Source organism: Allobosea sp. P1_B10, from assembly GCF_056406735.1.
In genome coordinates this window covers 412,428-436,623 of record NZ_JBFTZP010000002.1, presented here as the reverse complement: position 1 = coordinate 436,623, position 24,196 = coordinate 412,428, and the positions used below count along the sequence as shown (strand labels likewise).

General features: G+C 66.5%; 21 protein-coding genes and 1 other RNA gene. 2 read left to right on the top strand and 20 right to left on the bottom strand.

The window, feature by feature from the left end:
• Positions 1-22: 22 nt before the first annotated feature.
• The 10 genes from AC1D2L_RS06810 to AC1D2L_RS06765 form a co-directional block, all read right to left on the bottom strand.
• Positions 23-937, bottom strand: a complete 915-nt coding sequence (locus AC1D2L_RS06810; protein WP_476845226.1) for an outer membrane protein assembly factor BamD — start codon at positions 935-937, stop codon at positions 23-25.
• A 244-nt stretch (positions 938-1,181) separates the two neighbouring features.
• Positions 1,182-2,132 (bottom strand): UDP-3-O-acyl-N-acetylglucosamine deacetylase, encoded by a 951-nt coding sequence (lpxC, locus tag AC1D2L_RS06805; RefSeq protein WP_476845073.1) that lies wholly within the window; start codon positions 2,130-2,132, stop codon positions 1,182-1,184.
• Between the two features lie 311 nt (positions 2,133-2,443).
• A complete protein-coding gene (ftsZ, locus tag AC1D2L_RS06800; protein ID WP_476845072.1) occupies positions 2,444-4,156 on the bottom strand; it encodes a cell division protein FtsZ in 1,713 nt (570 codons plus the stop codon).
• A gap of 102 nt (positions 4,157-4,258) precedes the next feature.
• A complete protein-coding gene (ftsA, locus tag AC1D2L_RS06795) occupies positions 4,259-5,584 on the bottom strand; it encodes a cell division protein FtsA (RefSeq protein ID WP_476845071.1) in 1,326 nt (441 codons plus the stop codon).
• Positions 5,581-6,507: a cell division protein FtsQ/DivIB gene (locus AC1D2L_RS06790; protein ID WP_476845070.1), complete on the bottom strand. Its 927-nt coding sequence runs from the start codon at positions 6,505-6,507 to the stop codon at positions 5,581-5,583. Before AC1D2L_RS06790 ends, ftsA begins: the two co-directional genes overlap by 4 nt.
• A gap of 5 nt (positions 6,508-6,512) precedes the next feature.
• Positions 6,513-7,427 (bottom strand): D-alanine--D-alanine ligase, encoded by a 915-nt coding sequence (locus AC1D2L_RS06785; RefSeq protein WP_476845069.1) that lies wholly within the window; start codon positions 7,425-7,427, stop codon positions 6,513-6,515.
• A 138-nt stretch (positions 7,428-7,565) separates the two neighbouring features.
• Positions 7,566-8,492: a UDP-N-acetylmuramate dehydrogenase gene (gene murB / locus AC1D2L_RS06780; RefSeq protein ID WP_476845068.1), complete on the bottom strand. Its 927-nt coding sequence runs from the start codon at positions 8,490-8,492 to the stop codon at positions 7,566-7,568.
• A gap of 38 nt (positions 8,493-8,530) precedes the next feature.
• Entirely contained in the window at positions 8,531-9,934 is a 1,404-nt protein-coding gene (gene murC / locus AC1D2L_RS06775; RefSeq protein WP_476845067.1) for a UDP-N-acetylmuramate--L-alanine ligase, read from the bottom strand.
• 24 nt (positions 9,935-9,958) lie between these two features.
• The gene (gene murG / locus AC1D2L_RS06770; RefSeq protein ID WP_476845066.1) at positions 9,959-11,053 is read right to left on the bottom strand and encodes an undecaprenyldiphospho-muramoylpentapeptide beta-N-acetylglucosaminyltransferase; all 1,095 of its coding nucleotides are present in this window, start codon (positions 11,051-11,053) and stop codon (positions 9,959-9,961) included.
• Between the two features lie 3 nt (positions 11,054-11,056).
• Positions 11,057-12,190, bottom strand: coding sequence for an FtsW/RodA/SpoVE family cell cycle protein (locus AC1D2L_RS06765; protein WP_476845065.1), 1,134 nt, complete (start codon positions 12,188-12,190; stop codon positions 11,057-11,059).
• Positions 12,191-12,383: 193 nt separating this feature from the next.
• Between AC1D2L_RS06765 and AC1D2L_RS06760 the strand changes: the two genes are divergently transcribed.
• Complete coding sequence (locus AC1D2L_RS06760; protein ID WP_476845064.1) at positions 12,384-12,887, top strand: molybdopterin-dependent oxidoreductase; 504 nt, start codon at positions 12,384-12,386, stop codon at positions 12,885-12,887.
• A 39-nt stretch (positions 12,888-12,926) separates the two neighbouring features.
• On the opposite strand, the gene murD is transcribed toward AC1D2L_RS06760, so the two are convergent.
• From murD to AC1D2L_RS06715, 9 genes are all read right to left on the bottom strand, one after another.
• Complete coding sequence (gene murD / locus AC1D2L_RS06755) at positions 12,927-14,357, bottom strand: UDP-N-acetylmuramoyl-L-alanine--D-glutamate ligase (protein WP_476845063.1); 1,431 nt, start codon at positions 14,355-14,357, stop codon at positions 12,927-12,929.
• 2 nt (positions 14,358-14,359) lie between these two features.
• Complete coding sequence (gene mraY, locus AC1D2L_RS06750) at positions 14,360-15,442, bottom strand: phospho-N-acetylmuramoyl-pentapeptide-transferase (RefSeq protein WP_476845062.1); 1,083 nt, start codon at positions 15,440-15,442, stop codon at positions 14,360-14,362.
• Between the two features lie 20 nt (positions 15,443-15,462).
• Positions 15,463-16,890, bottom strand: a complete 1,428-nt coding sequence (locus tag AC1D2L_RS06745) for a UDP-N-acetylmuramoylalanyl-D-glutamyl-2,6-diaminopimelate--D-alanyl-D-alanine ligase (protein WP_476845225.1) — start codon at positions 16,888-16,890, stop codon at positions 15,463-15,465.
• A complete protein-coding gene (locus AC1D2L_RS06740; RefSeq protein ID WP_476845061.1) occupies positions 16,887-18,335 on the bottom strand; it encodes a UDP-N-acetylmuramoyl-L-alanyl-D-glutamate--2,6-diaminopimelate ligase in 1,449 nt (482 codons plus the stop codon). Before AC1D2L_RS06740 ends, AC1D2L_RS06745 begins: the two co-directional genes overlap by 4 nt.
• A gap of 181 nt (positions 18,336-18,516) precedes the next feature.
• Positions 18,517-20,283, bottom strand: a complete 1,767-nt coding sequence (locus AC1D2L_RS06735; RefSeq protein WP_476845060.1) for a peptidoglycan D,D-transpeptidase FtsI family protein — start codon at positions 20,281-20,283, stop codon at positions 18,517-18,519.
• Positions 20,280-20,669, bottom strand: coding sequence for a cell division protein FtsL (gene ftsL / locus AC1D2L_RS06730; protein WP_476845059.1), 390 nt, complete (start codon positions 20,667-20,669; stop codon positions 20,280-20,282). The genes AC1D2L_RS06735 and ftsL overlap by 4 nt, the downstream gene beginning before the upstream one ends.
• A 2-nt stretch (positions 20,670-20,671) precedes the next feature.
• Positions 20,672-21,715, bottom strand: coding sequence for a 16S rRNA (cytosine(1402)-N(4))-methyltransferase RsmH (gene rsmH, locus AC1D2L_RS06725; RefSeq protein ID WP_476845058.1), 1,044 nt, complete (start codon positions 21,713-21,715; stop codon positions 20,672-20,674).
• Positions 21,712-22,185, bottom strand: coding sequence for a division/cell wall cluster transcriptional repressor MraZ (locus AC1D2L_RS06720; RefSeq protein WP_476845057.1), 474 nt, complete (start codon positions 22,183-22,185; stop codon positions 21,712-21,714). The genes rsmH and AC1D2L_RS06720 overlap by 4 nt, the downstream gene beginning before the upstream one ends.
• Before the next feature lie 350 nt (positions 22,186-22,535).
• A complete protein-coding gene (locus AC1D2L_RS06715) occupies positions 22,536-23,000 on the bottom strand; it encodes a MarR family winged helix-turn-helix transcriptional regulator (RefSeq protein WP_476845056.1) in 465 nt (154 codons plus the stop codon).
• A gap of 181 nt (positions 23,001-23,181) precedes the next feature.
• Between AC1D2L_RS06715 and AC1D2L_RS06710 the strand changes: the two genes are divergently transcribed.
• Complete coding sequence (locus AC1D2L_RS06710) at positions 23,182-23,604, top strand: organic hydroperoxide resistance protein (protein WP_476845055.1); 423 nt, start codon at positions 23,182-23,184, stop codon at positions 23,602-23,604.
• 163 nt (positions 23,605-23,767) lie between these two features.
• Here the strand turns inward: AC1D2L_RS06710 and rnpB are convergent.
• Positions 23,768-24,177, bottom strand: an RNA gene (gene rnpB, locus AC1D2L_RS06705) — RNase P RNA component class A.
• Positions 24,178-24,196 lie beyond the last annotated feature (19 nt).

The following is a 24,196-nucleotide window of genomic DNA, read 5'->3' as shown; positions in this document are numbered from 1 at the left end:
AAGCGACCTTCATAGATTGGATCTAGAGGTTGCCGAACCCGACAATGCCGGTCACGACGCGCGAAAAGCCCTGGAAGGTGCGGCTGATATAGGAACCGCGATCCTCGCGTGGCTCCAGGCCGCCGCTCTGCAGCAGCACATAGGCGTCCTTGTACCAGGGACTGTCGGGGAAGTTGTGCCCGAGCACCGCCGCTGCGGTCTGCGCCTCATTGGTAATTCCCAGAGCCATATAGGCCTCGGTCAGGCGCATCAGCGCCTCCTCGACATGGCGGGTGGTCTGGTACTTGGTGATGACGTCGCGGAAGCGGTTCACTGCGCCGGTGTAGTTTCGCTTCTCGAGGTAGAAGCGACCAACGTTCATTTCCTTGCCGGCGAGCTGATCGCGCGCCACCAGGAGCTTTTCCTTGGCGTCGAGCACGTATTCCGACTTCGGATACTTGTCGACCAGCTGCTGCAGAGCCGTGATGGCCAGCTCGGTGCGCTCCTGGTCGCGGGTCGCATCCGGGATCTGGTTGTAATAGGACATCGCCAGGATGTAGTGCGCGTATGCCGCGTCCGGGCTCGCAGGGTTCTGCGCGATGAAGCGCTTCGAGGCGGTAATCGCCTCTTCCCACTTGCTCGCCTGGTAGTTCGTGTAGGCGCTCAGGATCAGGCCCTTCTTGGCGTAGGGCGAGAACGGTGCCTGCTTGTCGATCTCATCGAACTTCTTGGTCGCGCCTTCGCTGTCGCCGTTCTGGATGCGCGCCAGGCCCTCATTGTAGAGCTTGTCCGCGGGAACGTCGGCAACGACCTCCGGCTTGTAGACCTCAGGCCTGTCGAAGGGATTGAGGGACGACATCGTATCGCAGCCGCCCAGCAGCAGTGCGGTGCCAAGAGCCAGCACTGCACTGCGGCGCAGCGAGCCGGCGCGACCGGATGTCGGAATGTTAAGTCCCATGACGCTCACGTCGTCCGTCCTCATTCGATGGTCCCCACTTGCCGGGACGCATGCCTTACCTCAGACGCTACCCGTGCGCCACCGCCGAAAGCAAATGCCTCACAACCGCTTTGTCGGCGATACCCCAACATGGCGGCTTCAGGCAAACCGTTCGAGCGGCGACGGCGCAGGCGCGCCGATTCCAGCTTCATACATTCGACAGAAAACGGGCGAATGGAAGGCGCGAGCGCCTTCCGACAGACCCTCAGTGCACGTCCGGCGCAAATGCGGCCGGTGCGGCGGCAGCCATCTGGACGGCGCGCGGCGCGGCGTAGACGGGCTGCGCCTCGACGATCGCATAGTTGGCGCGGTCGGCGAAGAGGGCTTCCAGGATGCGGACGTTCAAGCGGTGACCGCCGCAATAGGAGCGGAACTCGCCCTGGATCGGGTAGCCGGCCAGCGCCAGATCGCCGATGGCGTCGAGAACCTTGTGGCGCACGAACTCGTCACCGTAGCGCAGACCCTCGGGGTTGATCACCTTGTCCTCGCCGATGGCTACGGTGTTGTCGAGCGAGGCGCCGAGCGCAAAGCCGGCCTTCCAGAGCTGCTCGACATCACGCATGAAGCCGAAGGTGCGGGCGCGCGAGATCTCGCGGGCGTACGCCACCGGCTCGAGATCGAAGACCTTGCGCTGGCGGCCGATCACCGTGGTGTCGAAGTCAATCTCGACATCCAGGCGGAAGCCGTCGTTCTTTGACGGAACCAGCTCCGCGAAGGCGCGGCCGTTCTCGACACGCACCGGGCGCAGGATCTTGAGATAGCGGCGCGGCGCGGCCAGGCCGACGATGCCGACACCCTCGATGGCGCTGACGAACTCGGCAGCGCTGCCGTCCATGATCGGCATTTCGGGGCCGTCGATCTCGATCAGCACGTTGTCGAGGGACAGTCCGGCGCAAGCCGACATCAGGTGCTCGATGGTCGCCACCGAAGCCGAGGCCTTGTCGCCGATGACCGTGCAGAGCTCTGTGGCGCTGACCTTGGTGTGCTTGGCGTGGATCAGTTGCGCCGGGCCATTCTCGAGCCCCTTGCGCAGGAAGACGACGCCGGAGTTCGGGCTGGAAGGCTTCAGGCAGATGCTGGCAGGGGCCCCGGAGTGGACGCCGATGCCAGTGAGAGTCACGGGCGCGCGCAGTGTCGTCTGCCGATCAAAGGTCATTCCGGTATCCAATCTTGATCGCGATCGATGCGGTGAGGCCTTAAGGAAGCCGTCCAGCCCGCTGCCGTTTGCGATGCCTGGGAAGTCGGGCGCTGGCCGATTGCCGCGCCGTTATCCCCGTCAGTGCATGTGCAACATAAGCGCTGCGGACTCGCTCACAAAATCACGCTTTCTTACGCTCTGTTACAGACGAAAAAAGCCACAGAATGTTAAGCATCCCATTGAGAAATATAGTTTCCCAGACATGAAAATGGCCCGCCGCGCTGCAGCGCGGCGGGCCTTGTTACACAGGCCTCGGGCCTAGCGCCAGATCAGTTGGACTGGCGGCGCAGGAAGGCCGGGATTTCGAGGTGGTCTTCCTCGCTGTTGCGATTCGGCGAGACCCGGCCGAGTTGGTCGAGCTGGCCCTGGGCCGGACGCGCAGCCGGCGGGGCCGGACGGCGCATGTACTCGGCATGGGCAGCGCTGGGCTGGGACTGGCCGTGCGCCTGCGGAGCGACCGGCGCCATCGGCACCTGCGGCATCTGGCGCGCCGGAGCAGGCTCATGAGCCTCCTCTTCCTTGCGGCCGAAGCCGACCGAGGCGAGGCGCTGCATCAGGGACATGCGCTTCTGATCGACGACGTTGGGCTGCGGCGCGGGCTGCGCGACGCGGCTGGCGGCGATCTGGTTCTGCGCGGGGACCGGAAGATCCTCGATGCGCGGCATGCGGGTCGGGCGCACGAGGGCCCGCTCGGGGGCCGGCGGGATGAAGCTGCTTTCCATCATGGGAGCAGGCTCGACAGGCATCATCATGACCGGCTCGGGAGCGGCAGCCGTCATCACCGGACGCGGCTGGGCAACCTCGATGCGGATGTCCTCGGGCATCGCGACCTGCTGCGGCGCGACAGGCGCCGGGCGCTGCGTATCGATCACCGGCGGCATCGACATCTCGGTCTGCACCGGGGCGTAGGCACGCGGGGCCGGGGCGGAGTTGCGCAAGCGCGCTTCGGCCTTCAGGCGCTCTGCGACCTGGGCGATGCGGGCCTCGGTCTCGTCCATCTCGGCCTGCGTGGTCTGCGGCTTGTCGATGCCGGTCGCGACGACCGAAACGCGCACGATGCCTTCGAGCGATTCGTCGAAGGTTGCGCCGACGATGATGTTGGCCTCGGAATCGACCTCCTCGCGGATGCGGGTGGCGGCCTCGTCGACCTCATAGAGCTTCATGTCGCGGCCGCCGGTGATCGAGATCAGCAGGCCACGGGCGCCCTTCATCGAGACGTCGTCGAGCAGCGGGTTGTTGATTGCAGCCTGGGCTGCGGCCAGAGCGCGCTTCTCGCCCTCGGCCTCGCCGGTGCCCATCATCGCCTTGCCCATGCCGCGCATCACGGCGCGCACGTCGGCGAAGTCGAGGTTGATCAGGCCGGGGCGGACCATCAGGTCGGTGATGCAGGCAACGCCCGAATACAGGACCTGGTCGGCCATGCCGAACGCATCGGCGAAGCCGGTGGTCTCGTTGGCGACCCGGAACAGGTTCTGGTTCGGGATGACGATCAGGGTGTCGACGGCCTCGTTCAGCTCGCCGATGCCGGCTTCAGCCATGCGCATGCGGCGATGGCCTTCAAACTGGAACGGCTTGGTCACGACGCCGACCGTCAGGATGCCCATGTCGCGGGCGACGCGAGCGATCGCAGGGGCAGCGCCGGTGCCGGTACCGCCGCCCATGCCGGCGGTGATGAAGACCATGTGAGCGCCCGCCAGGTGATCGCGGATCTCGTCGATCACTTCCTCAGCCGCAGCGCGGCCGACTTCCGGCTGCGAACCCGCGCCGAGGCCCTCGGTGACCTGGAGGCCCATCTGGATGATGCGCGAGGCGCGGCTCAGTGCCAGGGCCTGGGCATCGGTGTTGGCGACCACGAAGTCGACGCCGTCGAGACCGGCCTCGATCATGTTGTTGACGGCGTTACCGCCGGCTCCGCCGACGCCGAAAACAGTGATCCGGGGCTTCAGTTCCCGGATGTCCGGGGCTTGCAGATTCATCGCCATGGTTGCCTCTTTTGATGCTTGTCCGGCGCCTGGCGGGGCCGTCCCGATTGCTACATTTTTACGCATTGGCCCGCCTGCCCGAAGGCAGCGAACCGGTACTCACTAGAAACTTTCCTTCAACCAGCGGCCGACGCGCGAGAAGTACCCGTCGGTTCCGGTGGCGAAATAGGCGCCGCTGCTGCGCGGTTCGAAATGCTCGACATGCGCGACCTGCGGATAGACCAGCAGGCCGACAGCAGCCGCAAAGGCCGGGCCCTTGCCGGCTTCCGGCAGTCCCTTGATGCCAAGGGGCCGGCCGGTCCGGATCTGGCCGCCGAGGATGCGGCGCGCCGCCTCCGGCAGACCTGTGAGCTGGCAGGCACCGCCCGTCAGCACGACGCGGCGGCCCGCCTGAGCCGAGAACCCGGCATTGGCAAGGCGGTCGCGCACCAGTTCCAGGATCTCCTCGACGCGCGGCCTGATGATCCGCACGAGGTGGGACTTGGCGAGGTGGTTGGGCATGTCGCGCTCGTCGTCGTCGACCTGCGGGACGGAGATCATGTCGCGCTCGTCGGAGGTCGAGGAGATCGCCGAGCCGTGCAGCGTCTTGAGACGCTCGGCGGCGGAAACCCGGGTCGAGAGCCCGCGCGCCACGTCCATGGTGATGTGGTTGCCACCAACGGCGATCGCGTCGGCGTGCATCAGGTGGCCGCCGGCGAAGACGCCGAGGCTGGTGGTGCCGCCGCCCATGTCGACCACGACGACGCCCATCTCGGCCTCGTCATCGACCAGCACGGACAGGCCAGCGGCGTAAGGCGTCGCCACCACGGCCTCGACCTCGAGATGGCAGCGCTCGACGGCGAGCATGACATTGCGGGCGGCGGCAGCCTCGCTGGCCACGACATGCATGTCGACCGACAGCTTGCCGCCGATGAGGCCGCGAGGATCGAGCACGCCCGGCGAACCGTCAATGGCATAGCCGGTCGGCAGCGCGTGGAGCACGGCCTTGCCGGGCTTGATCGCATGCATAGCGGCAGCAGCCAGCACGCGCTTGACGTCGCTGTCGCCGACAGCCCCGGCGCGAAGATCGACGCCCGCCGCATAATGCTGCGAGCCGAGGCGGCCGCCGGTCAGGTTGACGATGACCGACTGGACCTCAACTTTGGCCATGCGCTCGGCTGCGTCGACGGCAGCGCGGATCGCACGCTCGGCGCTTTCCAGATCGATGATCGCGCCACCCTTCACGCCCAGCGAGCGCTGGTGGCCGATGCCGATGATGCGGGCGACATGGGTACGGCCGCGCAATCGTTCATTCGCCTCGGCCGGATTGAGCTCGGCGATCAGGCAGACGACCTTGCTCGTGCCGATATCCAGAATCGACAAGGTCGCGCTCTTGCGCGACGACAAGGGACGCAGGCGCGGCGTCAGTCCCTGGGATGTCAGGTTCATGCCTCGCCGCCCTTCTTCTTGCCCTTGCCCTTGAGCAACTCGTTGCGGGCGCTGGCGCCCTCCTCGGTCAGCCGCATCACGATGCGGTCGGGCTGGCGCATGTCGATGGCAAGCAAGTCCTTCTCCAGAATGCGGGAATCGCTCTCGAAGCTGACGAGGCGCTTGACCGCCTCCTCGGGCTGGGTCTCCGGCAGCGCGACGTCCATGCCGTTGTCGAGCTTGAGGGTCCAGCGGCGGCCAGCGACCAGGGTCCCGGCCCGCACATGGGCGGCCATCGTCTTGGCCTCGACCAGCAGCGCGATGTATTCGCGGGCACGCAGATTGGCCCCGGGACCGACGACCAGCGGCAGATAGGCGAAGCGGCCATCATCCATCTTATCGATCACAGTTCCATCGGCGGCGATGACGAACAGGTCGCCCTTGACCTGCCACAGGGCATAGGGCTCACGCTCGGACAGCGTGATCGAGACCTCGCCCGGATAGAGCTTGCGGACGGTCGCCTCGCGAATCAGCGGCGTCGCCTCGAGACGCTTGCGGGCTTCCTCGGCGTCGAAGAAGACCAGCGAGATCTTGGGGTCGATTCCGGCCGCGACCAAAACTTCCTGCTCCGACAATTCGGCAATCCCAGAAATCGTGACTCGGTCGATCCCGAAGCCCATCAGGCGGGCGGCGACGTGATGAACCTCGCCATAGGTCGCCCGCAGGGTTTCAACATGACCGCCGAGAACGCTGCCCAGACCGATGCTCGCGGTCAGGAAGCTCAGGGCCAGGAACGTTCCGATGCGGCGCGGCAGGCGCTGGGCCATCGGCACCGCAGCCGCACTGCGCCGCGAACGGCGCAGCCAGCGGTTGGACCGCTCTCCGACCAGGAGTTGCGGTCCGGCAACCGGAACCGGCAGGCGGTTTGCAGCTCGCGCCGTCACCGCATTCACCGATCGAGGGAGGCGTCCTCCACCATCCATTTGACGAGCTCACCGAAGTTCAGGCCCGCGTGGGCAGCCAATTCGGGCACCAGGCTGGTCTCGGTCATGCCGGGCTGCGTGTTGACCTCCAGCCAGACGAGAGTGTCGCTCTCGTCGTCATATCTGAAGTCCGACCTGCTAACGCCTCGGCACCCGATTGCTTGATGCGCCGTTAACGCACACTCTTCGATGTGCTGGTAAATTTTTGGTAAAATTTGAGCTGGGCAGATGTGGACCGACCCACCTTTCGTGTATTTCGCGTCGTAGTCGTAGAAGCCTCCCGAGGCGGCTTGTATTTCGGTCACACCCAGGGATCTCTGCCCCATCACGGCGCAGGTCAGCTCGCGTCCGGAGATGAAGGATTCGGCCATCAGGGTGTCGCCGCACGGCCAGTCCGCACGGGCTATCTCCTGCGGCGGATGCTCCCTGCCCTTCTTCACGATCACGACCCCGACGGAGGAGCCTTCGTCGATCGGCTTCAGCACATAGGGCGGCGGCAGGACATGCCGCTTGGCAGCTTCGAAGCGCGAAACGTTAATGCCGTGCGCCACGGGCACGCCGGCGGCTGCGACCACCGTCTTGGCGCGGTCCTTGCGGATCGCCAGCGCCGAGGCGAGCACGCCGGAATGAGTGTAGGGAATGCCGAGGATTTCCAGCATGCCCTGGACGGTTCCGTCCTCGCCGTACCTGCCATGCAGGGCGTTGAACACGACGTCGGGCTGGAGCTTGGCCAGGACCTGGGCGATGTCGCGCTGGACGTCGACACGGGTGACACGGAAGCCGACGCTCTCGAGCGCGGCGGCACAGCCCGCACCGGTATTGAGGCTGACTTCCCGTTCGACGGACCAGCCTCCCATCAGCACTGCAACGTGTTTGGTCATGGCGGTCCCCGATAGCGCAAGATGCGCCGACCCTCTGCCGCCATGGTTAATGAAAGGTTACCGGAGCCGACAAAATCAGCCGGCTGTCCACAGGGCCGCCAGCCCTGTCGCCACTTCAAGCAAGCCCGTGGGAAGCCCTCAGGCGGCGATGCCGATGCGCTTGATCTCCCAGTGCAGCTCGTAGCCGGAATTGTCCTTGACGCGCCGCCTGACCTCCTCGCCCAGGCCCTCCACATCGGCCGCGCTGGCGCCGCCGGTGTTGATCAGGAAGTTGCAGTGCATCTCGGAGACCTGCGCGCCACCGACGCGCAGGCCGCGGCAGCCCGCCGCGTCGATGAGTTGCCAGGCCTTGCCGCCTTCGGGGTTCTTGAAGGTCGAGCCGCCGGTGCGCTCCTTGATCGGCTGCGCGGCCTCGCGCGCGGAGGTGACCCGGTCCATCTCGGCCTGGATCGCAGCCCTCTCGCCCGGCCGCCCCTGGAACAGCGCCGAGGTGAAGATGATCTCATGTGTCGCCGCCGCGCTATTGCGGTAGGTGAAACCCATCTGGGCATGGCTGAAGGTGACGACCTCGCCCTGCCGCGTGACGCCACGCGCCTCGATCAGCACATCGGTTGTCTCGCCGCCGTGGGCACCGGCATTCATCCGCAAGGCACCGCCGATGCAGCCGGGAATACCGCGATAGAAGGCTAGGCCGTCCAGCGAGGCATCGACGGCGGCCCGCGCCACCTTGACGTCGGGCACGGCGGTGCCGGCCCGCAGACGGTCGCCGGCCTCGATCGCGATCTCGCCGAATGCCTTGCCGCCGAGCCGGATCGTCACGCCGGGAATTCCGCCGTCGCGCACGATCAGGTTCGAGCCGAGCCCGACGACGGTCACAGGGATCCCCGCCGGCAACGTCGACAGGAGATAGGCGAGGTCGGCTTCGTCAGTCGGCGTGAACAGCGCCTGCGCGGGCCCACCGACCCGAAACCAGGTCAGCGCCGCCATCTCCTGGTTGGCGAGAAGCCGGCCGCGCAGATCGGGCGCGGCCGCGCGGATGTCGGATGTGATGTCGGGGAATGTCATGACGTGCCTTTAGCGCGTCTCCCACGAGGGGAGAAGGATCAACCGAGCGCCTCGAGTTCTCCCGGGAGCGCATAGGCCCATTGCGTGATGTTGCCGGCGCCCAGGAAGACCACATAGTCGCCGGGCCCCGCCAGTTCGGCGACCATGCCCGCCAGCTTGTCCGGGCTCTCCAGCGCCAGCGCATGGCGATGCCCGCGCGCCTTGATCCCCGAGACGAGTGAATCACGATCGGCACCCGCTATCGGCGCTTCACCCGCCGCGTAGGTGTCAGCGACGATCACCGTGTCGGCATCGTTGAAGCAGGCGGCAAAATCGTCGAACAGGCTCGCCAGTCGCGTATAGCGGTGCGGCTGAACGATCGCGATGACCTTGCTCTTGGTCGATGCGCGCGCCGCCTTCAGCACGGCCGCGATCTCGACCGGATGGTGGCCGTAATCGTCGAAGATCAGTGCGCCGTTCCACTCGCCGGTCTTGGTGAAGCGCCGCTTGACGCCGCCAAAACCAGCTAGCGCCGCACGGATGCTCTCGACAGGAATGCCGAGGTCATAGGCGACCGCAATCGCGGCCGTCGCGTTGAGCGCGTTGTGATGGCCCGGCATGGGCATGATGAGGTCGCGGATGACCTCGTCGCGGCCGCGCTTGCGGTCGCGGATCAGCAGCGTGAACTTGGCCTCCCCGCCGGTGAGGTCGATGTCGATCAGCCGGAAATCGGCCTGCGGGTTCTCGCCATAGGTGACGACGCGGCGATCCTCGATCTGCCCGACCAACCCCTGAACGGTGGGGTGGTCGATGCACATCACGGCAAAGCCGTAGAAGGGCAGGTTCTCGACGAAGGTGCGGAACGCCGACTTGATCGCGTCGAAGGTGCCGAAATGGTCGAGGTGCTCGGGATCGATATTGGTGACGATCGCGACATCGGCCGGCAGCTTGAGGAATGTGCCGTCCGATTCGTCAGCCTCGACGACCATCCAGTCGCTCTCGCCCATGCGGGCATTGGTGCCATAGGCGTTGATGATGCCGCCATTGATCACGGTCGGGTCGAGCCCGCCCTTCTCGAGCAGCGTCGCGACCAGCGAAGTCGTGGTCGTCTTGCCGTGAGTCCCGGCGATGGCGACACAGGTCTTGAGCCGCATCAGCTCGGCCAGCATCTCGGCGCGGCGCACGACGGGCAGCCGCATTTCGCGCGCCGCGATCAGTTCGGGATTGTCGCGCTTGATCGCGGTGGAGACCACCACGACCTCTGCGTCGCCGATATTCTCGGCCGCATGCCCGACAAAGGTCTTGATGCCTTTCTCGGCCAGGCGCTTGACGTTGGCGCCGTCCGAGGCGTCGGAGCCTTGCACCTGATAGCCGAGATTATGCAGCACCTCGGCGATGCCGGACATGCCGATGCCGCCGATGCCGACGAAATGGATGGAGCCGAGTTCGGTCGGCAGCTTCATGATGCGAACATCCTTGGTGAGATCTTAGAATCCGGCGGTTTCGATGACGAGTGAGGCCAGTCGCTCGGCTGCGTCGGGGATTCCCGCGCTCTTCGCGTTTGCCGCCATGGTCGTCAAGTGTGCCGGTTGGGAGAGGAGCGTCGAGAGCTCGCTGGCGAGGCGCCGGGGCGTGAACTCGGTTTGCATGACCCGGATGGCTCCGCCGGCCTGTTCCAGGAAGGCCGCATTGGCAGCCTGGTCCTGGTCGAGCGAGCCCGGCAGCGGCACGAGTATGGACGGCCGGCCGATCACGGTCAGCTCTGCCACCGTCGAAGCGCCAGAGCGCCCGATAACGAGATGCGCCCGCGCCATCCGCGCCGGCAGATCCTTGAAGAAGGGCGCGATCTCGCATTTGACGCCGAGCTGTGCGTAGATGCCCGAGACCCGATCATGGTCTTCCGTGCGCGCCTGCTGCGTGATCTTCAACCGCGCCCGCTCCTCAGGCGTGAGCAGCTGGATTGCCGGCGGCACGATGTCGGCCATGATCCGCGCGCCCTGGCTCCCGCCGAAGACAAGCAAATCGAGGAGCCCCTCGCCCGGCCAGGCATAGGGCGCCTCGGCCGCGATGACGGCAGGTCGCACGGGATTGCCGACATGCCGGCACTTCGACCGGGCTGCGGCTGACAGCCCGCCGACCTCGGCAAAGCCGGTGGCGATGATGTCGGCACGCCCCGCGAGGAATCGGTTGGCCCGGCCGGCCACGGCGTTCTGCTCATGGATCAGCGTCTTCACGCCGGCCAGCGAAGCGCCCAGCACGGGGGGCACGGTGGGATAACCGCCGAAGCCGACAACGATCGCCGGCTGCAGTTGCTTCAGGATGCTGCGCGCCGAAAACACACCCTTCGCCAGCGTCAGCATGGCGCTGGCCATCTTCAGCGGCGAGCGGCCGGACGGGGTCGCCGCCGGCACCGCATGGACTGCCTCGGCCGGAAAGTTTCCGGCGAACTCGGCGGCGCGCGTATCGGTCATCAGCACGACGCGCACGCCCCTGGCGTGCAGCGCGTGGCTGAGCGCCTCGGCGGGAAAGAGATGGCCTCCGGTGCCACCGGCGGCCAGGACAACGAGCGGGTTCGCAGCCATAGGTCAGCGCCTGAATGCGCCGAGATCGACGGCGCGGGGCCGCTTGCGCGTCAGCGCCAGCAGGAATCCGGTCCCGATCGCCAGAGAGATCAGCGACGACCCACCATAGGAGATGAAGGGCAGCGTCATGCCCTTGGCCGGCATCATGTGCAGGTTCACCATCATGTTGATCGCAGCCTGGATGCCAAACAGCAGGGCGAGCCCCGTGACCGCAAGGCGGATGAACGGGTCCTCGGCCTTCTGCGCCACGACCAGCGCCCGCAGCACGATCAACGCGAACAGCATCACCAGCCCGATGCAGACAACGATGCCAAACTCTTCCGCCGTGACGGCGAAGATGAAGTCGGTATGCGCGTCGGGCAGGATGCGCTTGACGGTGCCCTCGCCCGGTCCCTTGCCGAGCCAACCGCCCTGCGCAAAGCTTTCAAGCGCGGTATCGACCTGGAAGGTGTCTCCCGAGCCCTTGTCCATGAAGCGCTCGATGCGAGCGCGCACGTGAGGCACGAGCTGATATGCGATCAGGATGCCGATGGCCCCTGCCCCGCCCAGTCCCAGCACCCAGAACCAGTGCAGCCCCGCGACGAAGAACAACCCGGCCCAGACCAGCGTGATCAACATCGTCTGGCCGAAATCCGGCTGCAGCACGAGAGGTACGATCGTCATCGGCAGCAACACGAATGCCATGATCGTGCCCGGGAGATCGGGGCGGCGCGTGCCCTCGGCAAAGGCCCATGCGGCGAGAACCACGAAGGCCGGCTTGATGAACTCGGAGGGCTGCACCGAGCCGAGCGGCCCCATGGTCAGCCAACGCCGCGCGCCCTTGACCTCGACGCCGAAATAGAGCGTCGCCACCACCATCGCCAGCGAGACGGTGAACAGCAGCAGCGCAGAGCGCCGGACCTGGCGTGGCGTCATCAGGGAGACGCCGAGGAAGAGGCTCATCGCGACCACCAGGTAGACCGCCTGCCGGTTGACGAAATGGAAGGTCGAGAGGCCCAGCCGCTCGGCGACCGGCGGCCCGCCGGCCATCAGCAGCACGACGCCCGACACCATCAACGCGACAAGCGCGCCGAGGATGACGCGATCGATCGACCACCACCAGCGTCCGCTGAGAGAGGGTTCGGCGCGCGAAACCATGCGAAGACTCCAAGACCGGAAACGGCGCGAAAGATGCGCCGCATATCCGAATCATACTGTCAATGAATGGTTAACCGTTTGATTCCGAGGCTCGGAAGCATTGCGGTTATTGCCAGCGAAACATCCGCAGCTGGCGATGCGTTGTCCCGCACGCCGCGAGCGTGATATCCAACCGGATATACCGGAGTGCATCATGCCGTCTTTCGTTGCCCGTACGATCACCGTCCTGTGGCTGCTCTTCGTCGGGGCCGCGACGGCCCTCGCCCAGGACGCGTCATCGACTGTCCCGACCATCGAGCTGTCCAGCGAGAGCGGTACGTGGCGGGTGACGGCGGCCACGCTGGCATCGCTCCCGCGCTTCGAGCAGAAGGTGGCGTTCCAGACCTCGAGAGGAACGGTGGAATCCAGCTTCGAGGGTGTTCTGTTGTGGGACGTGCTGAAGAGCGCAGGTGCTTTCAGGGAAGCGGGCGACCATCCCGAACTGCGCAAGATCTTTGTCGTGACGGGTCGCGATGGCTACAGCATCGCCTTCTCGATGGGGGAGATCAGTCCCCTCTTCGGCAACAAGGCGATCATGCTCGCCGAGCGGGCTGACGGGCAGCCACTGCCGCCGCGTGACGGGCTCCGGCTGGTCGTGCCGGGAGACCAGCGTGGAGCCCGCAGCGTTCGCGACGTCGCCAGCATCCAGTTGCGCTGACGGTGCCCGAGCCCGGCACCGCCTGCTGAGGATTGCAGCTCAGGCTGCGCCGAACGCGACGAATCCCGGCAGCGCCTGGACCAGCGTCCGAAACGCTTCGCCGCGTACCTCGAAATTCGGGAACTGGTCGAAGGAGGCGCAGGCTGGCGAGAGCAGCACTGCGATCTCGCCCTTGCCCGATTTCGCCAGCGCATCCCGTGTCGCATCGGCCACGGCAACGTCGAGCGTACCGGCGCGCTCATAGCTCACGCGCCCGTCATCGTCGAAGGTGGCCGCAAATGCGTCGGACGCCGCGCCGATCAGGTAGGCTTTCGCGATGTTCGGGAAGTAGCGGCGCAGCGATTCGATGCCGCCATCCTTTGCCTTGCCGCCGAGGATCCAGAAGATGTCGCGGAAGGAGGTCAGGGCCTTCTCGGTCGAATCGGCATTGGTCGCCTTGGAATCGTTGATGAAGACCACGCGGCCGATGCGGCCCAGTTCCTCCATCCGATGCGCTAGCCCCGGATAGCTCCTGAACCCTGCCGCGATCTCCTCGGCGCTCAGACCCAACGCATCGCAGGCGGCGAAGGCTGCTGCCGCGTTCTGCGCATTGTGCGAACCACGCAAGCTGCCGATCCCGGCGAGATTGGCCACCACCTTCGGCTTGCCGCCCCGGACCTGAACGATCCGCGTGTCGAGCTTGCCGCCATTGGCGGTGATTCCGGCGAAGACGCCCTCATCGAGGGGCTGTTCGCCGCTGATCTTGACGAGCGGCTTTCCGCTCGCCGCGCGCCGCCGCGCCATCTGCTTGGAGGCGTCGTCGTCCACGCCGACGACAGCGACGTCGGCGTTCGCCACAAGACGTTCCTTGATCGCACCGTAGAGCTCGAAGCTGCCGTGCCGGTCGAGATGGTCCGGCGTCAGGTTCATCTGGATGCCGACCGTCGGCGCGATCGAGGGCGCGAGGTCGATCTGGTAGCTTGAGCATTCGATGACGTGGATGAGGCCCGACGCCGGCGGTGCGAGCGCCAGCGCAGCGGTGCCGATATTGCCACCCATCTGGACGTCGCGCCCGGCCGAGCGCAGCACATGCGCGATCAGCGCCGTTGTCGTGGACTTGCCGTTTGTGCCCGTGATGCAGACGACCGGAGCCCCCGGCGCGATACGGGCGCGCTCGCGGAAGAACAGCTCGATGTCGCCGATGATCTCGACGCCGGCTGCCTTGGCCTTCTCGACCGTCCAGTGCGGCTGCGGGTGCGTCAGGGGCACGCCGGGAGACAGCACGAAGGCCGCAAAGCCGCTCCAGTCGGATTGCGCGAGATCGATGATGCCGATCCCCTGCGCTGCCGCCTTTTCGCGGCTGGCCTGATTGTCGTCCCAGGCGGCGACATCGGCCCCGCCGGCCAGCAACGCACGCGCCGTGACCAGGCCAGAGCCGCCAAGCCCGAACAGCGCGACGCGCCGCCCCTCGAAAACCGAAACGGGTGTCATGGTCAGCGCAGCTTCAGGGTCGAAAGGCCGACCAGCGCCAGCACCACGGAGATGATCCAGAACCGGATCACCACCTGCGGCTCGGTCCAGCCCAGCTTCTCGAAGTGATGATGGATCGGCGCCATCAGGAAGACGCGCTTGCCGGTGCGCTTGAAGACGAAGACCTGGATGATGACCGAGAGCGCCTCGATCACGAACAGGCCGCCGACGATGGCGAGCACGATCTCATGCTTGGTCGCCACGGCGATGACGCCGAGCAGGCCACCCAGGCCAAGCGAGCCGGTGTCGCCCATGAAGATCTGTGCAGGCGGTGCGTTGAACCAGAGGAAGCCGAGGCCGGCCCCGATCATCGCGCCGCAGATCACCGACAATTCGCCCGCACCCGGGACATGGTGGATCTGGAGATAGTTGGCGAAGATCGCGTTACCAGCGAGGTAGGAAATGAAGCCGAAGGTCGCAGCCGCGATCATCACCGGCACGATGGCTAGACCATCGAGCCCGTCGGTCAGGTTCACGGCATTGCCGGCGCCGACCACGACGAAGGCCGTCACCAGCGGGAACAGCAGGCCCAGCGGCACCACCAGTTCCTTGACGAAGGGCATCGCGAAGCCCGATGCGATCGCCGGGGGCCCCAGCCGCATGATGAAGCTGCAGGCGATCAGCGCGATGATGACCTCGAGCAGGATGCGCGCCTTGCCGGAAAAGCCCTTATGCGACTGCTTGGTGACCTTGAGGAAGTCGTCATAGAAGCCGATCGCGGCATAGCTGCCCGCGACGCCGAGCACGATCCAGACGTAAGGGTTGCGCAGATTGCCCCAGACGAGCGTCGCCGCGAACAGCCCCGACAGGATCATCAGCCCGCCCATTGTCGGCGTACCGCGCTTGGCGAGGTGCGATTCGGGCCCGTCGGTGCGGATTGGCTGGCCCTTGCCCTGCTTGATCCGCAGCCACGAGATCGCGGCCGGACCGAAGAAGAACACGAACAGCAGCGCGGTCGCGGTGGCGCCGCCCGCACGAAAGGTGATGTAGCGGAACACGTTCAGGAACGGGAACGTGCCGGAGAAATCGGCCAGCCAGACGAGCATGGTTCAGGTGTCTTTCGTTCTCAGTCGTCGGTCGGCACGGATGGGAAGCGCGCCATGATCGCCTTGACGATCGGCCCCATGCGCGAACCGAGCGACCCTTTGACCGTGACAACGTCGCCGGCCCTGATCGCATCGAGCACGAGCGGCTCCAGTCCGCTCGCCTCGCCCGCATAAGCCCCTCTCACCGCAGATGGCAAGCTGTCATAGAGCCCGCGCATCAGCGGCCCGCAGGCGAAGACCTGGTCCACGCCGTTGAGCTCGACGGCTTCGGCCAGGCCCTTGTGCAGGTCCGGACCGGTGGGTCCGAGCTCCAGCATGTCGCCCAGCACAGCGATGCGTCGGCCCCGACCCGAGACCGGGATGCGGCCGAGATTCTCGATCGCGGCGCGCATCGAGGCGGGGTTGCCGTTGTAGCTCTCGTCGATCAGCGTGAACGGACCGGCCGGCGCCTGCAGCGTCTGGCTGGCACCTCGACCGGCAGGCGGCTTGAGGTCGCCCAGCGCCAGCGCAGCCAGCGCCAGATCGGCCCCGAGCGCATGCACCACGGCGAGAACGCCGAGCGAATTCAGCACGATATGCTTGCCGGGGCTGCCGATGCGATAGGTCACGCGCTGCCCCATCACCACGGCATCGACCGTCGAGACATCGGGTCTCAGGGCGCAGGACAACAATCTGACATCGGCGCCCAGGCTCTCGCCGAAGCTGATCACCCGCCCGGCAGGTCCGCTTTCGGCCAGGCGGCGCAGCAGGTCGGCCTGAGCGATGTCGGCGTTGATGATGGCGGTGCCGCCGGGCTCGAGCTCCCAGAACACGCCGGCCTTCTCCTCGGCGATACCCTCGAGCGAGTTGAACGCTGCGAGATGGACCGGCTGGATCGTGGTGATGATGGCGACCTGCGGCCGTACCAGCTTGGCCAGTGGCAGGATCTCTCCGGGGTTGCTCATCCCGATCTCGTAGACGCCGTATGCCACGTCGCGAGGCGTGCGGCACAAGGTCAGGGGTACGCCCCAGTGGTTGTTGTAGGAGGCGACAGGCGCATGGGTCTTGCCCTGCCGCGACAGCACCAGCCGCAGGGCCTCCTTGGTGCCGGTCTTGCCGACGGAACCGGTGACCGCGACGATTCCGGCTTTCAGCTCCGCCCGGCGTGCCGCGCCCGCGCGCTCCATCGCGCGCAGCACATCGGGCACCACGGCCAGAGGGCCGGTCCCGGCGAACTGTCTCGCATGCGCCTCGTCGACGACCGCCAGCGCCGCGCCCTTCTGGAAGGCGCCTGCGACGAAATCATGCCCGTCGCGGGCCTCGCCCGTGATGGCGAAAAAGGCGTCTCCCGGCTCGATCGAGCGGGTGTCGATCGAAGCGCCGCTGACGGCTGCCGGAATCGCACCCTCCCCGCGCGCGCCCAGCGCCGCAACCAGTTGCTCACCGCTCCAGAGAGGCGCGCTCATCAGGCAAACTCCGCTATCGCCGCGCGGACGACGTCATGATCGGAAAAGGGAAGCGTCCGGTCGCCCAGGATCTGGCCGGTTTCATGGCCTTTTCCGGCGACGACCAGCAAATCGCCTGGCGCCAGCAGTTTGACCGCGTGCCGGATGGCCGCCTCGCGATCGCCGATCTCCTGGAGCCGCTTGGAAGCCGCCATGATCTCGGCCCGGATCGTGGCCGGGTCCTCGCTGCGCGGGTTGTCGTCGGTGACGATTGCGATGTCCGCCTGCTGGGCCGCGATCCGCCCCATCAGGGGGCGCTTGCCCTTGTCGCGATCGCCGCCGCAACCGAAGACACAGATCAGCCGACCGGTGGCATAGCCGCGCAACGTCGACAGCACGGCCGCCAGCGCATCTGGTTTGTGGGCGTAGTCGACGACGACGAGCCCGCCATTGATCTCGCCGACGCGCTCCAGCCGGCCGGCGACGCCGGTGAGGCCCGAGATTGCCTCGATCGCCGCACCCGCATCCTCGCCTGTCGCGACAGCCAACGCAGCCGCAACCAGCGCATTGCCGGCCATGAAGTCGCCGACCAGAGGCAGTGTCACGTCCTGTTCACGCCCGTCGACGCGCAGCTTGAGGCGCTGCGAAAAGCCCTCGCGGACACTATCGAGCAGCGTGACGGTCTCGCCCTTGCGTCCGATCCCGATCAGTGGATGGCCGCCGGCCTTGGCAGCGTTGGCGGCCTCGCTGGCAAAGGCCTCGTCGCGATTGATCACCACCGGCGCGCCCTGCGGCAGCAGCGACCAGAGTCTGAGCTTGGCGGTCAGGTAGTCCTGGACTGTCGGATGGTAGTCCATGTGGTCGTGGCCGAGGTTGAGAAAGGCGCCTGCGCTCAGTCGCACTCCGTCGAGACGGCGTTGGTCGAGCCCATGGGACGAGGCTTCCATCGCCAGATGCGTGATCCCGTCGCCGGCAAGGCGGTCGAGCGAGGCGTGCAGCGAGAGCGGGTCCGGCGTCGTCAGCGATCCGTAGTCGGCCCCCTTGGCCGTCACCACGCCGATGGTGCCGAGGCTCGCCGACTCGTGGCCGAGCCTCTGGAAGATCTGGCGCGTGAAATCCGCGACCGATGATTTGCCGCTGGTTCCGGTCACCGCGACGATCGTGCGGGGCTGGCGCGGATGAACGGTCGCGGCCGCCTGCGCCAGCGCGAGGCGCGGATCGCCGACCTCGGCGAAGGCGATGCCCGAGTCCAGATCGGCGGGACGCGGCAGGCCGGAGACGATCGCAACCGCCCCGCGCGCCACGGCATCGGCGATAAAGCGCCCGCCATCTGCCTTTGCGCCGGCGAGCGCTACGAAGACCTCGCCCGGGGAGACCTTGCGGCTGTCGAAAGCGACGCCAGTGACGTCGGGCGGCGCCGGCTCGAGAAAGGCCCCGGGGAAGAGTTGGCCGAGGGAGAAGGACGCCATCGTTACGTCAGACCTTATGTTTCAGCGTCGCCTGGGCCCGCATCCTGGGGCTCGATCGTGAGCTTAGCTGATTCGGGCGACTGCACTTTGATCCCGCCGAGTGAGGTCGGGGTCCGGGCATCGCGCCTGAGCCATTGCCGGACAGGCGTCGGAAGGGAGCCCGCGCCGTCCATGGCCGCCCTCAGCGCGTGCCCCAGGCGCCGAGCCGCGCCATCAGCGGGAACGGCGCCACCGGCGGTTCGAAGCGCGGCGGAAGGCCCAGGATCGGAGCGACGCGCTCGATCACCTTGCCGGTCGTGATGCCCGCATTCCAGGCCGCCGTCGAGTAGCCGCCGCTTTCGGCATAGCCCTTCGGCTCGTCATAGATCGCCAGGAACAGGTATTTCGGCTTGTCGGAGGGGGCGATCGCCGTGAAAGTCGTGAAGTTGCGGTTCTTGGCGTAGCGGCCGTTGATGACCTTCTCGGCCGTGCCGGTCTTGCCGCCGACGAAATAGCCCGCGACATCGGCCTTGCGGGCAGAGCCCTTCTCGCCGTTGAGGCGCATGATGAAGCGCATCGCCTCCGAGGTCTCCGGCTTGATCACGCGGATGCCGTTCTTCTTGGCGTCGGCCTCGGATCGCTTGAGGAAGGTCGGCGTGATCAGAGTGCCGCCATTCACCAGCGCCGCCACCGCCGCCATCGCCTGCAACGGTGCGACCGCAAGCCCGTGACCGAAAGCGATGGTCGCGGTGTTGATCTCGCCCCAGCGACCGGGAACGATCGGGGCTGCGCTTTCGGGCAGCTCGGTTGTCATCCGGTCGAGCTGCATCATCTTCCTGAGGAAGGCCTTGTGGCCCTCGACGCCGACGGCCAGCGCCATCTTGATCGAGCCCATGTTCGACGAATGCAGGAAGACCTCCGGCACGGTCAGGTTGCGACCGGTGCCGTGGTATTCCTTGATGACCTGACGGCCGAACCGCATCATGCCGCCGGCGGTCGAAAAGCTGGAATTGATGTTGACCTTGCCGGAATCGAGCGCCATCGCGATGGTCAGCGCCTTGAAGGTCGAGCCCATCTCGTAGACGCCGACGCTCATCCGGTTGATCCGGTCCTTCTCCAGCGCATCGACGGGATTGCCGGGATCGAAGTCGGGCAACGAGACCAGCGCCAGCAGCTCGCCGGTGTTGACGTCCATGATGGCGCCAGCCGCCGCAATCGCCTTGAAACGCTCCAGGCCCTTGGCGAGTTCGTCACGCAGCGCATGCTGGGCGCGCAGGTCGATCGAGAGCTGCATCGGCTTGAGGTCAGAGGCCTGCGTCGCGAAACCGGCTCCGTTCAGGTCCTGGAGACCCTGCGTGTCGATGTACTTCTCGATGCCGGCGATGCCGACATTGTCGATATTGGCGAAGCCCAGCACATGGGCGGCGGCCGTGCCATTGGGGTAGACGCGCTTGTTCTCGGGCACGAATCCGACGCCGGGAATGCCAAGCCGGTGTACCTCGGCCTGCTGCTTCGGCGTGATCTCGCGCTTGACCCAGGTGAAGCCCTTCTTGGTCCCCAGCCGATCGCGCAGATCCTTCGCGTCGAGATCGGGCAGGACGGCGGTCAGGAGCTCGGTCGCCTCATCCTTGTCCAGGATCTTGCGCGGCTCGGCAAAGACCGAGACCGTGCGGATGTCGGTGGCCATGACCTCGCCGTTACGGTCGACGATGTCGGGACGGGCCGCCGAGGTTGCGGTCGCGGTCGCGCGGCGCAGGCCTACCTGCTCGTTGGGCAGCGTCGCCAGCATCACCAGCCGGCCGGTGATCGCGATGAACAGGGCCGAGAAGCCGAGAATAACCAGGCCTACGCGCGGCTGGCTCTTCTCGCCGCTCATCCGGAAGACGTCGCGCAGCCAGGCGAGCCGGCTCACGCGGCGTGTTGTCTCTTGCGCGCCCTCGACGGCGTCGGCGTGGGACTGCTCGCTCATGGCCGGCCTCCGGGCGTCGTGGCGCCGCTTGCCTTGCGGTCTGTCGGGGTTTCCGTCGGCAGACCAAGCCCGAGATCCTCGAGCTTGCGACCGATCGCGTCGACCTTGGGACCACGCTTGGGAATGTCCGAGACCCGCACGACCTGCGTCACCGAGAAGGGCTGCAGGTCGAGATGGCGGTCGGTCAGAAACTGCACGCGATCGGGGCGGTTGAGATACTGGTACTCGGCCTTGAGCACCGCGATGGCGTCGCGCTCGCGCTGCGCCTTGGCCTTGACCTTCTGCAGGGCCTCGGCCTCGAGCGTCGTCTCGTACTTGATCGAGTACGCATAGACCGCCGAGGAGACCAGCGCGCCGATCGCGATGACATGGAGCAGCTTGATCATGCTCAGGGCCTCCGTTTCGGCTGCGGATCAGGCACGCTCGCAAGCAGGCCGAGCTCGGGCTCGACGGGCCTGGCCGGCGCATGCGTGCGCGACACAGCGCGCAGCTTCGCCGAGCGGGCGCGCGGATTGGCACGCATCTCGGATTCTGACGGCTTGACCGTGCCCTTGGTCACCAGCGTGAAGGTCGGCTCGTCGACGCTGATGGCGGGCGCATGGCGCGAGCCGGTCGGCGCCCGGCCCGAACGCCCGGCCATGAACTGCTTGACGATGCGGTCTTCCAGCGAATGGAAGGTCACGACCACGAGCCGCCCGCCGGGCTTCAGCGCCGCCTCGGCGCTGTGCAGCGCGCGTACGAGTTCGCCGAGTTCGTCATTGACGGCAATGCGCAGGGCCTGGAACGTCCGCGTCGCCGGATGCGCGCCGCCCGGCTCGCCGCGCACGATGCCGGCGACGAGATCGGCCAGCTGCTTCGTCGTGGTCAGCGGCGCCTTGCGGCGAGCCTCGATGATGGCCCGAGCAACCGCGCGCGAGCGGCGCTCCTCGCCATAGTGATAGATGATGTTGGCGAGCACGCCCTCCTCGGCCTCGTTGACGAGGTCGGCGGCGCTGCGGCCCTCGCGGCCCATGCGCATGTCGAGCGGCCCGTCGAAGCGGAAGGAGAAGCCGCGCTCGGCCTCGTCGATCTGCATCGAGGAGACGCCGATATCCAGCACCACGCCGTCGAGCGGCGTCATCTTGAAGCGCTCGGCCTCCTCGCCGAGCTCGCCGAAGCAGGCCTGCGACAGCGTCAGCCGCCCGCCCATCTCCGCGACGAGAGCGGCGCCCCCGGTGATTGCGGAGGGGTCGCGATCGAGGGCGAGCAGCGTCGTCTCGGGCGCCGCCTCGAGCATGGCGCGCGAATAGCCGCCGGCTCCGAAGGTTCCGTCGAGATAGCGACCGCCGGGCTGGAGCGCGAGCGCCTGCAGCACCTCGGCCAGCAGCACGGGCACATGGCGGGCGCCTGTATCGACGACCCCGTCATCATCGGCTCTGCGCCGCCCCCTCATGGCATGCCCGTCCCTGCTGGCGAGGCGAGCGACAGCGTGCGTTTGACGTCGCGCAGGCGCGAACGCGCCGCCTCGAGATGTGCCTGGAAGCGCTGGGGCTCCCAGATCTGGAATTTGTGACCATGGCCCACGAAGGTTACGGAATCGCCGATCCCGGCGTAGGTCTTCAGCGCCTCGCTCAGCATGATCCGTCCCTCCGGGTCGATCTTGAGCACTTCGCTGGTGCCGTTCAGGGCCGTCGAGAGCAGCTCCCACTCGTCCGAGAACGGGGAGAAACGCGCGAGAATGTCGTCGATCGTATGGCGCAGCGCGTTGCCCCCGGCATCGAGCGCCGAGAGATCCAGCGCCTGGTGCACATAGAGACCCTCGTAGCCGTCCTTTGCCAGGACACCGCGAAAGCTCGCCGGAATCGAGACGCGCCCCTTGGCATCGAGCCGATTTGTGAAGTTCGAGACGAAGCGGTCCGTCAACGCCGCCTCCCGGCCTGCCCTGCGCACGCGCAGCCGGCGGCAAAACCTGGCGCTGCGGGAACTCCCGCCGAAGCAGGCAAAGCACGGCACGAGACCGAAATCCGCGCGGCACACGGACCTTGATCTGATAAGCGCCTGCCGGTTTCGACGGGATGATTTGGGATAGCATGGGCCTGTATGGGCGTCAATGGAATCGCCATTGCCGGACGACCGGCGCAAGCTCTCGCCGGCATCACAACCCGTTAAGGTTAAGTATCCGTAAGCAGGCAGAATTTTGCGGTCACGCACCGCGCTCACGGTCGTCGGGACGCCCGTGAGACCCGCAGATTCCGTGAAAAAACTTTTCGGCGTCAGGCCTTGTCCGCGCCCTTGAGCAGGGCATCGCGAACCGTTCCGAGCTCAGCGAGCAGCCTCGCATTGCGGCCACCCTCGTCGCCGATCACGCAGCCCATGGCCTGGGGCACGCAATGTCCCTTCTCGCGCAGCGCACTGCCGGCCTCGGTGAGGGAAACGATGACCTGGCGCTCATCCTCGCGGCTGCGCTCGCGCCGGATGACCCCTGCCCCCTCGAGCCGCTTCAGCAGCGGCGTCAGCGTCCCGGAATCGAGCATGAGCCGGTCGCCCAGCGCCTTCACGGTCAGGCCGTCATTCTCCCACAGCACAAGCATGACAAGGTACTGCGGATAGGTCAGGCCGAGATCCGCGAGCACCGAACGGTACATCCGGTTGAAGGCATGACCTGCCTGGTAGACCGCGAAGCAGAGCTGCTCCTCGAGCCTAGGGAACGCTCCCTTGGGAACCTTCGTCTCTGTCATCGCTTCACTATCCATCATTCAGGACCGCGCAACGGCCCGGGCGCACCCTGCCGCCCCGGCCGTCAAATCCGCGTGAACACGTTAATTTATAATTGACAATTTAATTGTGCGCAATCTATTTGCAGGATGCAGGTTCCCGAGACAACCGATCCCAGAGACAACTGATCGCAAGGAGATCCCCGTGAAAATTCTTTATACTGCGCATGGTTCCGCCACCGGTGGTCGCGAAGGCAATGCAGCAACCGACACCGGTAACATCAGCGTCGTCCTGAACACCCCGAAGGAAATGGGCGGCAGCGGCGGCGATGGCACCAACCCGGAGCAGCTGTTCTCCATGGGCTATTCGGCCTGCTTCCTCGGGGCGCTGAAATTCGTCGCCGGCAAGGAGAAGGTGAAGATCCCCGAGGACGCGAAAGTCTCGGCCGATGTCGGCATCGGCCCGCGCGATGACGGCGGCGGCTTCGGGCTCGCGGTGACGCTGACGATCTCCGTGCCCGGCGTCGAGAGGTCGGTGGTCGAGGACCTCGTCCAGAAGGCTCACATCGTCTGCCCGTATTCGAACGCGACGCGCGGCAACATCCCGGTCGACCTGAAGGTCGCCTGAGCAGGTCGCGTCATGTGACGGCCTCTGCCGCTGGCAAGTTCGCTCTGGCGAGGCGCATGGCGTTGAGTTCGAGAACCGGAGCGGAGCGGAGGTCGGTCCGTGAGCACCGGAAGCGCAGAACTTCGCGTCAGGCGTCCGCCGGAGCAGAATTGACGACGGTAGAGGTGCCAGTCGGCCTGTAAGCCGGGTTTTGGATGGCCGGGAGATTGCTCCCCCGACGCGACGGCCATTCCTCTGGGACGCACATTGCTGCGCGCCTCGAGCAACCAACCCGGACGACCAGGCCCAGAAACAGGCCCCCTCTCGCTTGCGCGAGAAGCATCGTCCCTATTCGGTTTTGCTCCCGGTGGGGCTTGCCATGCCGTCCCCGTTGCCGGGTCCGCGGTGCGCTCTTACCGCACCTTTTCACCCTTACCCGCGCAGCCGAGGCTGCAAGGGCGGTTAGATCTCTGTGGCGCTTTCCCTGGGGTCGCCCCCGCCGGACGTTATCCGGCACCGTGTTTCCGTGGAGCCCGGACTTTCCTCCCCCAGAAGAACCTGAGTTCTCCCGGGAGCGGCCGTCCGGCCGACTGGCTGGGCGCTAGTGCGCGTT

Coding starts and splice junctions, on each gene's coding strand:
- ftsL (WP_476845059.1), bottom strand. CDS start 20,669: ATGATCAAGCTGCTCCATGTCATCGCGATCGGCGCGCTGGTCTCCTCG.
- murB (WP_476845068.1), bottom strand. CDS start 8,492: ATGACATTCCCCGACATCACATCCGACATCCGCGCGGCCGCGCCCGAT.
- AC1D2L_RS06785 (WP_476845069.1), bottom strand. CDS start 7,427: ATGACCAAACACGTTGCAGTGCTGATGGGAGGCTGGTCCGTCGAACGG.
- ftsZ (WP_476845072.1), bottom strand. CDS start 4,156: ATGGCGATGAATCTGCAAGCCCCGGACATCCGGGAACTGAAGCCCCGG.
- ftsA (WP_476845071.1), bottom strand. CDS start 5,584: ATGAACCTGACATCCCAGGGACTGACGCCGCGCCTGCGTCCCTTGTCG.
- murG (WP_476845066.1), bottom strand. CDS start 11,053: ATGGCTGCGAACCCGCTCGTTGTCCTGGCCGCCGGTGGCACCGGAGGC.
- murD (WP_476845063.1), bottom strand. CDS start 14,357: ATGACACCCGTTTCGGTTTTCGAGGGGCGGCGCGTCGCGCTGTTCGGG.
- mraY (WP_476845062.1), bottom strand. CDS start 15,442: ATGCTCGTCTGGCTGGCCGATTTCTCCGGCACGTTCCCGTTCCTGAAC.
- AC1D2L_RS06810 (WP_476845226.1), bottom strand. CDS start 937: ATGGGACTTAACATTCCGACATCCGGTCGCGCCGGCTCGCTGCGCCGC.
- AC1D2L_RS06735 (WP_476845060.1), bottom strand. CDS start 20,283: ATGAGCGAGCAGTCCCACGCCGACGCCGTCGAGGGCGCGCAAGAGACA.
- AC1D2L_RS06715 (WP_476845056.1), bottom strand. CDS start 23,000: ATGACAGAGACGAAGGTTCCCAAGGGAGCGTTCCCTAGGCTCGAGGAG.
- murC (WP_476845067.1), bottom strand. CDS start 9,934: ATGAAGCTGCCGACCGAACTCGGCTCCATCCATTTCGTCGGCATCGGC.
- AC1D2L_RS06760 (WP_476845064.1), top strand. CDS start 12,384: ATGCCGTCTTTCGTTGCCCGTACGATCACCGTCCTGTGGCTGCTCTTC.
- AC1D2L_RS06740 (WP_476845061.1), bottom strand. CDS start 18,335: ATGGCGTCCTTCTCCCTCGGCCAACTCTTCCCCGGGGCCTTTCTCGAG.
- AC1D2L_RS06765 (WP_476845065.1), bottom strand. CDS start 12,190: ATGGTTTCGCGCGCCGAACCCTCTCTCAGCGGACGCTGGTGGTGGTCG.
- rsmH (WP_476845058.1), bottom strand. CDS start 21,715: ATGAGGGGGCGGCGCAGAGCCGATGATGACGGGGTCGTCGATACAGGC.
- lpxC (WP_476845073.1), bottom strand. CDS start 2,132: ATGACCTTTGATCGGCAGACGACACTGCGCGCGCCCGTGACTCTCACT.